Below are 14690 nucleotides of genomic sequence, written 5' to 3'. Positions count from 1 at the left end.
GCGGGGTGCGCCGGAATTATTCGATTTTCCATCAGAGAAATTATTACCCTGAACGTCAGGGTCCGATGGAAGTTCTCGGCAATAGAAGAGGGGCTTGCCGGCAATCGTCATGAAACACCACGCAGAGCCGCTTATGAAAGACGAAAACCATGATCGCATCGCCCCGGAACGGCCGGGTGGATTGCGCCAGAAACTTTTGCTTCGTTGGATTCTGGTGATTTTCTGCCTTGTCGTCTGGATTGCCGTAGCCGCTTTTTTCATTTGGTGAGACGTTCTTTTTCGTTGCGTGCAAGCAGCACGACGCCAACCGTTTTTACGAGAATTGCAAAATCGGTGCGCAAGGAACGGCTATGGAAGTAATCCAGATCAAACTGGATACGCTCCTCGTAAGTGGTATCGGCATGGCGGTTGACCTGCCAGAGGCCCGTGATCCCCGGCCGCAGCCCCAGATAACAATAGAGATTGGCTCCATAGCGATCGAGCTCCGCGGCAACGACAGGTCGAGGTCCGACCAGGCTCATCTCACCGCGCTGAACGTTCACCAGTTGTGGTAGCTCGTCGGCGCTGCTCATGCGCAGGTATTTCCCGAGCCAGTGCACGCGAGGGTCGTTCGTCAGCTTCTGTGTCGATAGCCACTCCTGCTTTCGCGTTTCGTCACGTGCCAGTAGTTCCGCCAGCTGCCGATCGGCATCCTTGCGCATCGTGCGGAATTTCAGGCAGTCGAACGGGCGTCCATCGCGGCCGACGCGCGTATGGCGATAGATGACGGGCCGGCCGTCGACCAGAAGCAATGCAATCGCGATGACAAGCAGCGCCGGCGCCAGAAACAACAGCCCGAGCCCAGAAAGAACAAGGTCGACAATACGCTTGGCGCGTCCCCTTCGTTCCGCCCGCTTCGCCTCGCGGCGAGATCGCTCGCGATGGGCAATGCTGTCAAAAGTCGATAACATCTTCCGGACCCCTCACCACCATCATGCTTCCTTCAAAGGCTGCCAGCTGCCCCAATCCTTGACAATTGACCCTGCGGACATTGGGTTAGTCCCATTGGCGTAGGACGCCGGGCACAGAGCTACCCACAAGCCTCAGCCCGCTTCGTCGATCAGTCGATGGGCGGCTGAAAAGTCGTCGTCCAAGGTCGACCGCAAGTTCGTTCTGGCAGCGTTTGCGCGGTCGAGAACACGATCGTACAGGGTAAGCAATGCGTCGCGCCATGAGACAGGTGTGTGCGCCAGCTCGCCTGATCGGCGGAGGCAATTCACGCTCATCCGTCGAAGAAGTATGTCATCGCTGGCAAGCCGGCGCATTCCGCTTGCCAGCGTTTCCACCTTGCCGCCCTGAAAGGTCAGTCCGCATCCGAGCATCGCGAGTTCGTCGCCGAGAAGCGCGGTATCCGGCAAGATCACCGGTATGCCGCTCGTCACGGCCTCGAGCGCCGCCAATCCGAAAGGTTCCGGCACCCGGGAGGAAATGACGAGGGCGCGCGCGTCGCAAAGGATGTTCCGCATCTCACTCTTGGATTTCCAGCCGTGAATGACGACTTCGGGAAAGTCCCGCTCCAGCCGACCGCGGCCGGCGCCGTCGCCTATGATCTGCAGCTTTCCACCGGCAAGCCGCGCCGCGATCGCGGCATCTTCAAATCCCTTTTCCGGCTCCAGCCGACCAACAAAGAAGAAATCGCGCTTCTTCCATGGCTCCGTAGGATGATCGAGGAAGGGTTCGACCGGATTGCGAATTGCCTCGATATTGCCCATGTTGATCTGGCCGCGGGCGAAGTATTCGCGCATACGTTGATGTACGACGATGATATTGGCGGCAAATTGCTGGATGGGGTAATAATGCTCCCTCACCATATGGCGGGCCGATCTCCAGATCTTCTCGTGATAGCCGCGCTTGTCGCAGTTTGTCGCCAGACAGCCGAGCGACATCGGCGTCAGAGGGCAGACCTGGCTTCTCCGGTAATTGGCAAATCCTCCGTTCGGGCACGAGAGGAAATAGTCATGAGCGTGCAGGACGACTCGGTCCCGAACCGGCCATAGGGCGCGGAAAATCGACGGCGATAGGATCTTCGACCAGCCGTGGACATGATAAATAGTGCCCTTGGTATCGACGCGCGACATGAGAGCGCTCAAGCCTTCATAGGCCCGATGGCTATAAAGACCGCTGGCAAGTGCGCTGAGACGCGGCTGCTGCGTTAGCGGCTGTGCGGCCAGATTGATGGTGTCGGCCGCTGGCTGTTCGGAGCCGGCGCCATCGCCGGCGAAGTAGGTCACGGCTACCCCGGCTTCCTGCAGCAAAGTGGCCGAGAGCATCGCCAGATTCGATGCTCCGCCTATCCTGGCGGAGCGGTCGTTGATGATGACGACACGATCGAGGTCGGATGAGCGTGCCACCGGATTATTCCAGCGCTTCGATGTTTTGGGGCGCCAACCTGCCCTTGAGGAGATCGCGAAGCGCGATGACATTGCCCTTAAGGCGGCCCTTGCGGTCGACCCAAGGCTCCGGTCGCCAGACCTTGACGAGGTTAGCCGCGAGATTGCGGCCGATCTGCATTGTTGCCTGCGGCACGCTCATCGTGCGCTTGCGCATGAGATAGAGCGGGTTGGCTATTTGCGAATAGCCGAGACGAACACCGCCCGGTCGGCCACCTTTCGTGCCGAGATGAACGCCTTCGAGTTGCTTGACGCTCACGACCTGGCCGTAATGGGCCACGAGTCTGCTGAAATCGACATCCTCGAGCCAGCCATAGAAGGGTAGGTTCTCGTCAAAACGCAGGGCCGCGGCTTTGACGACGGCCATGCGGATCGCCATGTTGCAGCCATAGGCATTGTAAACAGATCGGATTTGCATCGAGGGCTCGGAGCGGCGGCGGCGCTCCGTGCCGACCAATCGTAAGCCGTCACGAACGGAAATGCCCGGTCCGGTAATGCCGTCGGCCAAGACCGTGCCGGTGCACATGGCGACATCCGGCTGCAGCTGAAACAGTCGTTCCGTTTCTGCGATATAGGCAGGCGTCATCAGAAAATCATCATCGAGGAAAAGGACGATATCCGCGTCCTGAACGCTGTCGAGAATGCGATTGCGCTGACGGCAGAGCCCGCGCTCGCTGATAAGCACCCGCACCGGAATGTCGAGATTTCTAAGGCAGCTCGGATCGATGTCTTCCGGGGAGGAAAGGCAGACGACGATCTCGTCCGGCTTCCGTGTTTGGCTGGCAACATGGGGGAGGATGGACGACAGGATATCGCGGCGGCCGGAGCTTGCAACACCGAGCGTGATCTTCAAGGGCCGGCCCGTTACGCTGCCCGTAAGTCGTCGCGCCGACGCGCGCACCTGGCGACGATCCTGACGGCGGCGCCAAAGCCGCTTGTCCTGGCGGTGGCGCCTCTCATGGCTGCGGTTGGCGATGATGCCGAGGATATTGATCGTTGTCGTGCCAAAGCTTGCCAGCGCGTCCGACAGCCTCTCCACCGTCATCTTGTTCGTCTGACCGACGACGACGACAATGCCCTCGAGATAGGTGCAGATGACGCGGGTATCGGCAGAATCCTCGAAGGCAGACATATCGACGATGACGACCTTGTATCGCCGGCGCAACAAGTCGATCTCAGCCTTCAGCGCGGGCAGATGCCCATAGCGCTGAAAAGCGGTCACGGATTTTTCGGTCTCGTCGACGGTGACGACCGGGACGCCACCATGGGCCTGCATGACTTCCGCCTCGGGCTCATGCTCGGCCTTCGCGACAAGCAGGCCGCCTTCATGGGCGACGGCATAGCGGCGCGGCGCATCGTTGATGCTCAAGGCCTCCATGCCGAAATCCGTGCCGGCTTCGGTAACCACGCAGCTCAGTCTCGCATTGAGAAAGTCGGCGTCGACGAGCACAACGGATGCACCTTCGTGCTGATAGAGCTGCGCGAGATTGGTCGCGATCGTGGTCTTGCCTTCGCCGGTGCCGACCGAGGTGATGCCGATCACCATGGGTGCGTTCGGCGGAAATGCGGAATCGATCGAGTGCTTGACACCACGCAAGGCTTCCGAAAATTGCGAATAGGGCGTATCGAGCACGGATCTCAACGGCAGCATCGTTCGTCGCCAGCCCGCGTTGGCGGCCGCCATTCTTCCCGGCAGGAAGGACGGGCTCATGTAGACGGGCACGTGGCCGAGAGAGCTGATCCCCAATTCCCGCCGCAGCTTTTCACTGGAGCTGACGCGGCGATCCAGGCCGTCCCGCAAGAGCGCCGCCATGACACCGGCCGCAAGGCCGAGCATGGCCGTGAAGGGCAGGACGAAGGAAGACTTCGGCCAGCTCTTTGCCAGCGGCACGGCGGCCGCGGTCACGACACGAACATTGCCAAGCGGAAACGATTCCTTTTGCAGCGCGCCAATCAGCTGCTGCAGGATGCTTTCATACATCCGTCGGTAGGTGGTGGCGCGGCTTTCCATCTCCGACAGCTCCACCCTTGCCAGATTCTTGTCCGTTCCGGCGTCCTTAAGCGACGCCAATTCATCGCTGAGCAGCTTCTCGCGGGTTTGGGCGACTTCCAGATTTACCTTGTAGACTGCCTGGATACGCTCGAACTCCTTGCGCATATCTCCCTTTATTCGATCGATTTCCTGCTGCGCGGCAATGATGGCGGGATTATCGGCATCATATCTGCCGGTAAGGTTGTTCAATTTGATTGTCGCAGCTCCGAGATCCTCCTGCAGCTTCTGTATGCGCGGATTGTTCATCGTCTCATCGACATCGCCTTCGACTTTACCACCCGACATCAGCTGGTTGAGTGTCGCGAGCTTGGCTGATTCTGCCGCCGTCTGTGCCTTGGCCGCGACTGCTTGACTACTGATCTCCGATAGTTGCTGCTGATCGAGGGAGGACGATGTACTGATCTCCATGATGCCGTTTTTAGCGCGAAACTCCTCAACATTCATCGCCGCCTCGCGAGCTTGCCGTCCGACTTCGATCAAACGTGTCTCCAGCCATTTGGCACCACTTTGCGCTGCCGATGCCCGCTCCGACAGGCCGGTGCTGATATAGGCCTCTGCAATCGCGTTCGCCGCCAGAGCCGCCTTTTGCGGATCGACCGAACTATATCCGATCTCAAGAATGTAGGACTGGCCAACGCGGGTAACCTCGACCCTGGAGAGGAAGGAGGCCATGGTGCGGCGCATGAGATCATCCTCCGTGGTTTCCACTTTCGCGCTGCCATCATCGCCGTGCTTGAAGTAGCTGAAGAGTGCGCGCAGCTTGTCATGCAGCGTCGCCTGCCAGGACATGCCGCCGACTATTTCCGGATCTTCCGTGAGATTGAGTTTCTGCACGACCGCGCGCGCGATCGCCTCGGATTTGACGATCTCGACCTGGCTCGCGATTTCCGCCGCCTCGATGATGACCGTTCCGGTGAAGGCGTCCTGCGAGACGATGCGTCCCTGGTCTGGATCCATGACGAGCCGCGTGGTCGCCAAATAGACCGGCTGGGTGGTCGCCATGTAGAAGCCGCCGACGCCGAGGCCCGCCCCCGTAAACAGTGCGAAGATCATCCAGTGGCGCTGCAGGAAACGCCAGACGTCACGAAAGGAGATATATTCGCTGCCCCCTGTCCCCTTGGCGCTCGAAGGAATGCTGCGCAAGCCCTTACCGATCTCGTGAATTGCCATGATTGTCGCCCCACATTGCTCGCTTATCACTATTGAGATTGGCCGGTATCGGCAGACGAAAGCGCCGTGCCGTCCAGGCTTCCGGAAATATTGTAGCGCACATCCAGAACGTCCCCCGGCTGCAGCACGGTCGCTTCCGATGCCTTGATCGCATTGGCCTCGTCGCCGTTGCGGGTGATCCAGTATTCCATCGGCTGGAGATCGAGCGCCTTCATGCTCTGACTCCTCGAAAGCGAAGCGCCCGAAAGCTGCAGAAGTTGCAGCGTCGTGTTTCGCTTTAGTTTGGTATCCTCGATTTCGGTCTCGGTAGTCTGCAGCAGTTGGCCGGCATCGGTCTTGCGCTGGCCCTTGAGATTGAGCGCGTCACGTTCGGTCTCGCTCAGCTTCTGCTTTGCCTGCATCGAAGCAACGACAAGATCCAGCTTGCCTGCCTGCATCTCGGCGACGATCCGCTCCAGCGAGGTTTTCCGAGAGGTGGTCAGGATCTTCGTGTCGACCAGCTTGGAAATGTCGCTCAACTCGTCCTGCGCGATCTTCACCTGCTCGTCCTGCGACGACATCTTCTCATCAAGGATGTTGATTTCGTTGCGCAGCAGCACTTCCAGATCCGCGGCGGCGGCGAGTTGCTGACGCAGAGCATCTGCCCTGGCATTGAACAGGTCTACTTCGCTCGTCATGATCTGCCAGATGGCCGATCCCTCGGGAGCGGCCTTGATCTCCGGCGGGAATGTGATCGCCGGCTGATCGTTGAGTTCGGCCATCAGGCGGGCCCGCCGGGCGCCGAGCTGTTTCAGCTGCAGCTCCATCCGGCTGATCTCGCCGGCATAGCTGACCTGCTGCGCCTCCGAGTAGTCACCGGTCTGGCTGGACCGACGCTCACGCCCACCCGCCATGGCAACCGCCTGCTTCACCGTCAGGCCGGGCCTGAACTCCAGCTCGCTCGGCTTTTCGACAGCGCCGGACACGTAGATCATCGGATATTTGACCACCTCGACCGAAGCGGTCGGTGCAAGCGCCAGACCGGTGATCTGCTTCAGCTTGTCGCCGATATCGGCGCTGATGTCCTCGACGGTCTTGTCGCCGACCCGCATTTCTCCGATCATCGGAATTGAGATCGAACCCGATTGCGACACGACATATTCGCCGTTCAGCGCCGTCCATTCCTTGTATTCGCCGGTTGCGGCGATCCATTCGACGATGGCGACCTTGATCCGCGCCTGAGGTCCGACACGATAGGCGTCGGCCGCCGCAGCACTCGCCATGCCATGCATCCCCACGCCGGAAAGAAGCAACGCCATCAACCAGGGCGCCATCAATCGAGATGGCCTGGAGATGGAATGGTAAGCCGAAGCGCACACTCTGGACATGAGTCTAAATCTCGCTTTCTTGATCGCTTGCGCCATCACACGGAAAAGGCGCCATGGAGCGAGATCAGCAGCTGAACGCATAACGTGTAAATCCCCTACCGAAGCAACAGGGCTTATCATTTCTGGCAGGGAGGTAGGCGACGCTGCCGTCTCTTGGTCGGATGGGCATATCCTTGTGTGCAGGCACATACCGGCAGCTAAATCTTTTGGTCACTCGCTTCGGCCATTTGTATGCCGCGCTGAACCGATGTAGGCCCTGTCGCAAAAGTTGCCGGCTGCCCAATGTTGTCTCGACCCATGGAGGGAAGAGCAATGCGGGTAGCGATCGTGCATTATTGGCTGGTATCGATGCGCGGCGGAGAAAAAGTGGTCGAGGCGCTCTGCGACATGTATCCGGACGCCGATATCTTCACTCTCGTCTATGATGAAAGCCGTGTCTCCGAGAAGATTCGCAGGCACAAGATTTTCACCTCCTTCCTTCAGCGGATTCCGGGTGCCGCCAAGACCTACCAATCGCTCTTGCCGCTGATGCCCTTCGCGTTGGAGAGCTTCGACCTCACCGGCTACGATCTGATCATTTCCAGCGAATCCGGCCCGGCCAAGGGTATCATCCCGTCGCCGCGGGCGACGCATATCTGCTATTGCCATTCCCCCATGCGGTATCTTTGGGATCACTATCACTTCTATCGATCCCATGCGGGCCTCGCATCCCGGCTCATATTGCCGATGCTGGCGCCGATGCTGCGCTCCTGGGACGTCAATACGAGCATGCGCGTCGACCGCTTCGTCGCCAACTCGCATCATGTCTGCGACCGCATCGGCAAGTATTATCGGCGGCCCGCGACCGTGGTCTATCCACCCGTCAATGTCGATGACTTCACGCCGGCGCCATCGACAGAGGATTTTTATCTCTGCGCCGGCCAGTTGGTTCCCTACAAGCGGATTGATCTGGCGGTGAAGGCTTTTACCCGGATGAATCGCCAACTGGTCATCATCGGCGAAGGCAGCGAAGCGGAGGGGCTCAAACGTATCGCCGGTCCCTCGATCACTTTTCTCGGCCGGACCCCATTTCCAATATTGAGAGAAAAGCTCGCGCGCTGCCGTGCGCTGGTCTTTCCCGGCGAGGAGGACTTTGGCATGGTTCCGGTGGAAGCGATGGCCAGCGGGCGACCCGTCATCGCTTACGGAAGTGGGGGGGCGCTGGAAACGGTCGCGCCGGGAGTGACTGGCATTCTCTTCGACCAGCAGTCCGTCGATGCGCTGATCAAGGCCGTGATCGATTTCGAGGCCATGCAGCACCGCTTTCACCCGGAAACACTGCAAGCGCATGCGGAACAGTTCAGTCCCCGCAAATTCACCGCGAGCATGCAAGCGATCATCAATGAGGAGTTGCTTATTCGCAAGGCCGCAAGGCTTCGCAGCCACCCTGTCGTTCAAGGGGGCCGCGAAGCGCAATTGCCGGTCCTTGCGATGGAGCCGCAAAGCAGGACACTTCAGTAGAAGGCGGCGGGACTGCGACCGCTGGCGTCGATCGGAAAAGAGGACACTCCACGAATCAACCATGGAGCCATCGAAATCACCCGATGGAAACACTGCAATCTAAACGCATCGTGCGATCTGGGAGTGCAATCTTCTAGCACTCAAAATGAAACAGATAATATCGCCGCGGTCGATTTAATCTGCACATGTTTTAGCAGTCATTGCTAAATATGAAGGTCTAGTAATATATTCGCTTAAAGCGGCTGTCACGTTCTGGTAAGTTACGACTTGCGCCCGCACGATCGATGAGACTGCGATTGTTGATGCGCACGCTCCGATGCGAACGGACCAGTTGAAACTGAAGAATGGCCGGATTTTGTTTGACCGGCTTGGGGAGGACGAGGCCATATGCCTGAGAACCGAGTGGATCGGTCGCAGCAAATTCCATATGAGTCCGAATCCGACAACGGTTTAGAGGCGGTTATTTCGCTTTGGAACCTCGATCTCAAACTGCTCGACTCCTCTAAGGGATTCAAAGAGCATATCGGCCTTCCCACCCGGAACAAGGTGACATTGTGGGAGGCCTATCCGGCACTTGCAAAACCGGCGCTTGCCGAGCTCATTCGTCAGGTAATCGATACAGGTGAAGCTCGCACGATCCCGCTCGACGATCCGAGGCGAGGAAAACGCAACGTTGTCGTCTCCTACATTCGAGTAGGCCTCCTGATCGTCGAAACCAACGGGGCAAGCTCGAATGGGAACCTGCCATCCGACGACGGTGAAAAAGCGCGGCTGATCCATCAGGCAACACACGACGCGTTGACCGGATTGCCCAATCGCCGCCAATTCAGTACCGCGCTGGCGCAGCTCCTTCCGGCGAGCGGCAAGATCGGGCCGGCGCTGATGCAGCTCGATCTCGATGACTTCAAGCCCGTCAACGACACGCTCGGCCACGGTGCCGGCGACATCGTGCTGAAACTCGCCGCCGCACGAATCAAGGAAGCGCTCGGCGAGGGCGGAACGGTCTACCGTCTCGCCGGCGACGAATTCGCCATCATCCAGGTCGGACCGCAGCGTGCCTTCGAGGCGGAGCGACTGGCAGACGCGCTGGTGAGCGAATTCAAGAAGCCGTTCACGGTCAACGGCATCTCTCTTTTCGTCGGCGTAAGCGTCGGCATTGCAATTGCGCCGCGCGACGGCAACGAGGGGGAACAGCTGATGAAGGCTGCCGATGTCGCCCTTTATGCCGCCAAGAAAGAGGGACGACGGCGGGCGCGGACTTTCGATCCGGCCATGCTGATCGTGGTCGAACAAAGGGAGCTGCTGCGACGAAGCCTGCGCGTGGCGCTGCAACGCGACGAGTTCTTCATCGAATATCAGCCGCTGGTGGAGTCTTCGTCCCATATAGTCGGCTTCGAGGCGCTGCTGCGCTGGCGGCATCCGACCCTCGGGATCATTCCGCCGGCCGCTTTCATTCCCATGGCCGAAGCCGACGGCCTCATGCGCGAAATCGGTCAGTGGATGCTGGAAGAAGCCTGCCGCGAGGCCTTGGCATGGCCGGCGCATTATACGCTCGCAGTCAACCTTTCTCCGGCGGAATTCCTGACGCCGGGCCTGACCGATCGCATCTCCCAAACGCTCGATATCGTCGGATTTCCAGCCGAGCGCCTGGAGCTGGAAATCACCGAAGGCGTGCTTCTGGAACGCACGACCAACAATCTCGACACGCTGAACACGCTGAACGTGCTCGGCATCCAGATTTCCCTTGATGACTTCGGCACGGAATATTCCTCGCTCAGCTATCTCAAGAATTTTCCCTTCGATACGATCAAGATCGATCGCTACTTCATCAGGGATATTTTGCAGGACGGCAAAAGCCAAGCCATTGTGCGCTCCGTGATCGGGCTTGCCCACGGTCTGGACATGCGGGTGACCGCGGAAGGCGTCGAAACGCAGCAACAGGCCGCCTGGCTCCGGGAAGAAGGCTGCGACCGCCTGCAGGGCTATAGCATCAGCCCTCCGCTCAGCGCCGACAAGCTCGATGATTTCATAAGGCGGGGTGCGCGCACTCAACCGGTCACCACATTCGACGAATATCACGCCAGCCCGTGAGTTTCGCATTTCGTTCGGGAATTTCTTGAGGGGGTAACATGGAGGAGGTGCAAATGGGCGCGGCCTTCGAGCCATTGCTTGAGCTGGAGATGGAGATGGCGACCCTGGTGGCGGACTGGTCGCATTGCGACCAATGCGCCGCTTATGTGGCACGCATGGTCAGCCATGATCGCCACGATCCCATCCGTCATGCCAACCTGCTTTCGTCAGCCCTGAATGAACTCTTCGAGATGTCGTTTCATACCAGGGAAAGCGGCGGCACCCTTACCTGCCGCTTCTACCGGAATGGCTTGATCGAGCGAATCGAACTGACTTTTCCCTGCTCGGCCGAACAACGCGCTTCATATCAGGCAATCGTCGAGCGCATCGGAAACGGCCATGCGCTTGCAAACTATCTCGATGTCATCACCGATGACGCCGCGCGTGCCGAGCACGCGATCCTTCTTGGCCTTGCCGTCAATTACGATGCGGATATCGAGCTGTCCGATCAGGATACAGGCGTGATGACTTTCGTGGTGGATCTCGCACTCGAAAGGCTACTCAATTGAACAACCCCTCCTCTAGCCGTTTCACAGCGCAATTCGATGCCAACAATCAGGAATTTTCCCTGTCGGGAGTCCTTAGACCGCATTCGGTTGCCGAGCTCGCCGATGATCTCGCCCTGCTGCGAAACGGTATCGAGACGGTGAACGGTGTCTGCTACATCAATCTGAAGCGCGTCATCCACATGAACAATACGGCGTTCCGCGCCCTGACGCATGCACTCCTCGATGCCACCCGGTCGAGGCCGGATCTCAAACTGACGGTCGTCGCCTCGAGCGTCGTCGCATGGGCATCGCGGCTGTTTCGCCATTTGAGCGATCTGTCGCCCAACATCGCCGTCGAGATCTACGATTCAGCCTTCTATCCCGGGCAGACGTTCGTGGAGAACCAGAGCTTCATCCCGATCCTCCGAACCCAGACGAAAATGACCTGGCGGCACGAACGCGAGATATTGCCGCGACACGGCCTTCGTGAGGGTTTGCATATTGCCGACATCTGTTGCGGCATCGGCGATTTCGCCATGCTGCTGCGAAAGGATTTCAAGCCGGCGCGGATCGTTGCCCTTGATCACTCGGTGACGAGCCTGGAATATGCCCGCAAGGTCGCGGACGACTTCGACGTCCAGGATATCGAATATACCTATGGCGATGCATCCCAGATGCTGTTCGAGAGCGACCAGTTCGATTTCGTGACCTGCAGGCATTCGCTGCAGATCTTCGACCGTCCGGATATTCTGCTGCGCGAGCTCTATCGCATATGCAAGCCAGGCGGCAGGGTCTACATCACCAACGAGAAGAACTCCCATTGTCTTGGCGAGCCCAGAGCCGACAGCATCCAATGGACCTATAACGAGGTCGCGAAGCTGTTTGCCCATTTCGACATGGATGTCGAAATGGGTCCCAAGGGCCGCCGCATGCTGCTGGATGCCGGCTTCAAGGATGTGCGGATGGAAAGCTTCATGGTCACCAATCTCGACGGCGATCCCCAGGATTTCGCCGACATCATCACGGCGTGGCGGAATGTCTACGCAGATGAGATGGCGGTCCGAAGAGGGGATTCGGCCGCATTCATCGAGCGATTCAAACAAGGTTTCGCCGACCATATTTTTGCCGCGCTCCACCCAAGAGGCTATGCCGGCTGGCCGATCTGGGCTTCCTCGGGACAGAAACCGCTATGACAGACGCGTCAACCGCCAAGCAACGGCTCGGACTGCGCTCCTTTCGCGCCAAATTTCTACTCGTGGTCGGGGGTGCCGTTCTTTTCGACCTGCTCGTCAGCGGCGGCCTTGCGCTTTGGAACGTCCAGCGTCTTTCGCGCAACGCCACGACGGAAGTGGGACAAGGCCTGGAGAAGGCGAGCCAGGATTACATTCGCTCCTATGCGGATTCGACCGCCGCGGAGGTCGGCCTGCTGATCGACCAGGTCCATTCCGACGTGAAGGCGCTGGCGGGCGTGCTGCAGGGACAGATCGACAACCCCGCGCGAAGCGTGGATGTGGGGGCCGCCATGAGCAGGGCGTCCCCGGGTGCCGTAACGGTGTCCTACGACCCGGTTGGCCAGTGGTCACAGAACTTGCCCGGCACGCCCTCCGTCATCAGTGTCTGGGGGTACCTGCTCGATAAGGATCACCATCCCCTGCCCCAGGTACAGGCAGACATAGAGTGGAGCGCGGTGCTCGATCTGGTCGCCCCTTCATTGCTGCATAACGGCGCGTCGAAGCTGCAGATGTATTATATCGGCCCCAGGGAGCGTCCGATTTTCCGGACCGCTCCCTATACGACGCAGGCACAGACCTTCGACCGGCTCTATCCCGGCCATAACAGCGCCGATTTTTGGACATTCTTCTTTCCGGGCCTCTACGAATCCTGGCAGCAATGGGCTTCCAACCCGTCATCACGGCCGGTTGCCGATTACATCACCCAGACCGCTCCCTATACCGACGCCATCACCGGCAAGCTGATCGTCAGCTTTTTTCATCCGCTCTGGACGCCGGATCGGCATCAGGTGGCCGGTGCCGCTGGCGCTGATATCACGCTCACGCAACTTGCCGAAATCGTCGAGCATGTGAAAGTCGCCCAGACCGGCTTCGGCTTCCTTGCCATGTCGAATGGAAATGTCGTCGCGATCAATCCCGTGGGCGAGAAGGTCATCGGCTTGCGTGCCGCCAATGATGCCGCCGCCAAGGGCGTCACCGGCGTCGATCGATCCTTGCGCAACAGCACGCAAACGGCAATCACCACGCTGCCACTCGAGGCCGACGGCGTGATCCAGCATATTACCCTTAGCCAGCAGGGAGAGGATGTTCCCTACCTCGTGGTCGTCAAGCAATTGCACCCGACCAATCTTTGGGTGGATGGACCGGTGCAACGCGAGGTCATGTCGCTCGGGATAGTCGTGCCCGAGCGCGAGATCTACGCCTCGCTCATTGCCGCCAAGGATGAGATATCGCGGGCGACCAACCGCATCCTGCTTTATCAGATCATGGCGGTCCTTGTGTCGCTGATGATCGTCACAGCGGCGGTCTTCGCTGCTTCGAAACGCGTCACCAGCGGCATCAGCGCGCTGGCGAGCGCCGCCAAACGCATACAGGCGAAGGATTATTCGGTCCGGGTCGATATCTCGACCAGGGACGAGGTGGCTGAGGCCGGCATCGCATTCAACCGGATGGCGGAGGATATCAGCTTCCACACCGAAAACCTCGAAAAGCTCGTCTCGGACCGGACCAAGGAGATCGAGGCCGCCAAGGAAGAGATTTCCACCCTCAACAGCCAATTGAAGAACGAAAATCTGCGGCTGGGTGCCGAGCTCAATGTCGCCAAGCAAATCCAGCTCATGGTCCTGCCGCGGGCCAAGGAACTGACGGCGATCAAGCATCTGGAGATCGCCGCCTACATGCGCCCAGCCGACGAAGTCGGCGGCGATTACTATGATGTTCTGCAGAACGGAAACAACCTCAAGATCGGCATCGGCGACGTGACCGGCCACGGGCTGGAGAGCGGCGTGCTGATGCTAATGGTGCAATCGATCGCCCGCGCCCTGCAGGAAGCAGGCGAGATGGATCCGGCAAAATTCCTGACCGATCTCAACCGCGCCATCTTCAAGAACATCGAACGGACACGGACGGACAAGCATCTCACCTTGTCGTTCCTCGACTATGACGGCGAGAGATTGACCATATCCGGCCAGCACGAGGACATGATCATCATTCGCCAGGACGGCAAGGTGGAGCGGATAGATACAGGCGATCTCGGTCTTCCTGTTGGCCTCGAGCCCGACATAGCTCCCTTTATCGATACGCGGCAAGTATCCTTCGAGAAGGGCGACATGGTAGTCCTGCATACAGACGGTGTCACCGAAGCGGAGAATTCGAAGGGCGAACTGTTCGGCTTCGACAGGCTTTTGGAGGATGCCCGCCGGCTACATGGCGGGACTGCGGAAGAAGTCGTCGAGGGCATACTCGACGATTTGATGGCTTACATCGGGACCCATAAGATCCATGACGATATTACCCTTGTGGTGATGCGGCACAGGTGAGGA

Annotated in this window: 10 protein-coding genes; 6 read left to right on the top strand and 4 right to left on the bottom strand. The window is 59.1% G+C overall.

Going from position 1 to position 14690, the window contains the following annotated elements; genetic code table 11:
- Window positions 1-94: 94 nt before the first annotated feature.
- On the top strand, window positions 95-268 hold the full coding sequence (locus GDN47_RS32060) for a hypothetical protein (protein WP_162718440.1): 174 nt from the start codon (window positions 95-97) through the stop codon (window positions 266-268).
- On the opposite strand, the gene GDN47_RS18490 is transcribed toward GDN47_RS32060, so the two are convergent.
- The 4 genes from GDN47_RS18490 to GDN47_RS18475 all read right to left on the bottom strand — a co-directional run bounded on the left by GDN47_RS18490 (window position 258) and on the right by GDN47_RS18475 (window position 6950).
- On the bottom strand, window positions 258-950 hold the full coding sequence (locus GDN47_RS18490; RefSeq protein ID WP_069615122.1) for a sugar transferase: 693 nt from the start codon (window positions 948-950) through the stop codon (window positions 258-260). The two genes, GDN47_RS32060 and GDN47_RS18490, sit on opposite strands and share 11 nt — an antisense overlap.
- A gap of 132 nt (window positions 951-1082) precedes the next feature.
- Window positions 1083-2390, bottom strand: coding sequence for a glycosyltransferase family 4 protein (locus GDN47_RS18485; RefSeq protein WP_113353328.1), 1308 nt, complete (start codon window positions 2388-2390; stop codon window positions 1083-1085).
- Between the two features lie 4 nt (window positions 2391-2394).
- The gene (locus GDN47_RS18480; RefSeq protein ID WP_233789986.1) at window positions 2395-5652 is read right to left on the bottom strand and encodes a nucleotide-binding protein; all 3258 of its coding nucleotides are present in this window, start codon (window positions 5650-5652) and stop codon (window positions 2395-2397) included.
- 29 nt (window positions 5653-5681) lie between these two features.
- Window positions 5682-6950 carry a polysaccharide biosynthesis/export family protein gene (locus tag GDN47_RS18475; RefSeq protein WP_233788494.1) on the bottom strand — a complete coding sequence of 423 codons (1269 nt, stop codon included), beginning with the start codon at window positions 6948-6950 and terminating at the stop codon, window positions 5682-5684.
- A 381-nt stretch (window positions 6951-7331) separates the two neighbouring features.
- Between GDN47_RS18475 and GDN47_RS18470 the strand changes: the two genes are divergently transcribed.
- The 5 genes from GDN47_RS18470 to GDN47_RS18450 all read left to right on the top strand — a co-directional run bounded on the left by GDN47_RS18470 (window position 7332) and on the right by GDN47_RS18450 (window position 14687).
- Complete coding sequence (locus tag GDN47_RS18470; protein WP_113331222.1) at window positions 7332-8519, top strand: glycosyltransferase; 1188 nt, start codon at window positions 7332-7334, stop codon at window positions 8517-8519.
- A gap of 387 nt (window positions 8520-8906) precedes the next feature.
- Window positions 8907-10610 carry a putative bifunctional diguanylate cyclase/phosphodiesterase gene (locus GDN47_RS18465; protein WP_113331223.1) on the top strand — a complete coding sequence of 568 codons (1704 nt, stop codon included), beginning with the start codon at window positions 8907-8909 and terminating at the stop codon, window positions 10608-10610.
- A 38-nt stretch (window positions 10611-10648) separates the two neighbouring features.
- Complete coding sequence (locus GDN47_RS18460) at window positions 10649-11158, top strand: ubiquinone biosynthesis methyltransferase UbiE (protein ID WP_113331224.1); 510 nt, start codon at window positions 10649-10651, stop codon at window positions 11156-11158.
- The gene (locus GDN47_RS18455; RefSeq protein WP_113353330.1) at window positions 11155-12330 is read left to right on the top strand and encodes a class I SAM-dependent methyltransferase; all 1176 of its coding nucleotides are present in this window, start codon (window positions 11155-11157) and stop codon (window positions 12328-12330) included. Before GDN47_RS18460 ends, GDN47_RS18455 begins: the two co-directional genes overlap by 4 nt.
- The gene (locus GDN47_RS18450; protein WP_113353331.1) at window positions 12327-14687 is read left to right on the top strand and encodes a SpoIIE family protein phosphatase; all 2361 of its coding nucleotides are present in this window, start codon (window positions 12327-12329) and stop codon (window positions 14685-14687) included. The genes GDN47_RS18455 and GDN47_RS18450 overlap by 4 nt, the downstream gene beginning before the upstream one ends.
- Window positions 14688-14690 lie beyond the last annotated feature (3 nt).

Source organism: Martinezella dioscoreae, from assembly GCF_009176305.1.
In the GTDB taxonomy this organism is placed as follows: Bacteria; Pseudomonadota; Alphaproteobacteria; order Rhizobiales; family Rhizobiaceae; genus Rhizobium; species Rhizobium dioscoreae.
Note: the sequence above shows the minus strand (reverse complement) of the source record. Positions and strands in the feature narration are given on the sequence as shown.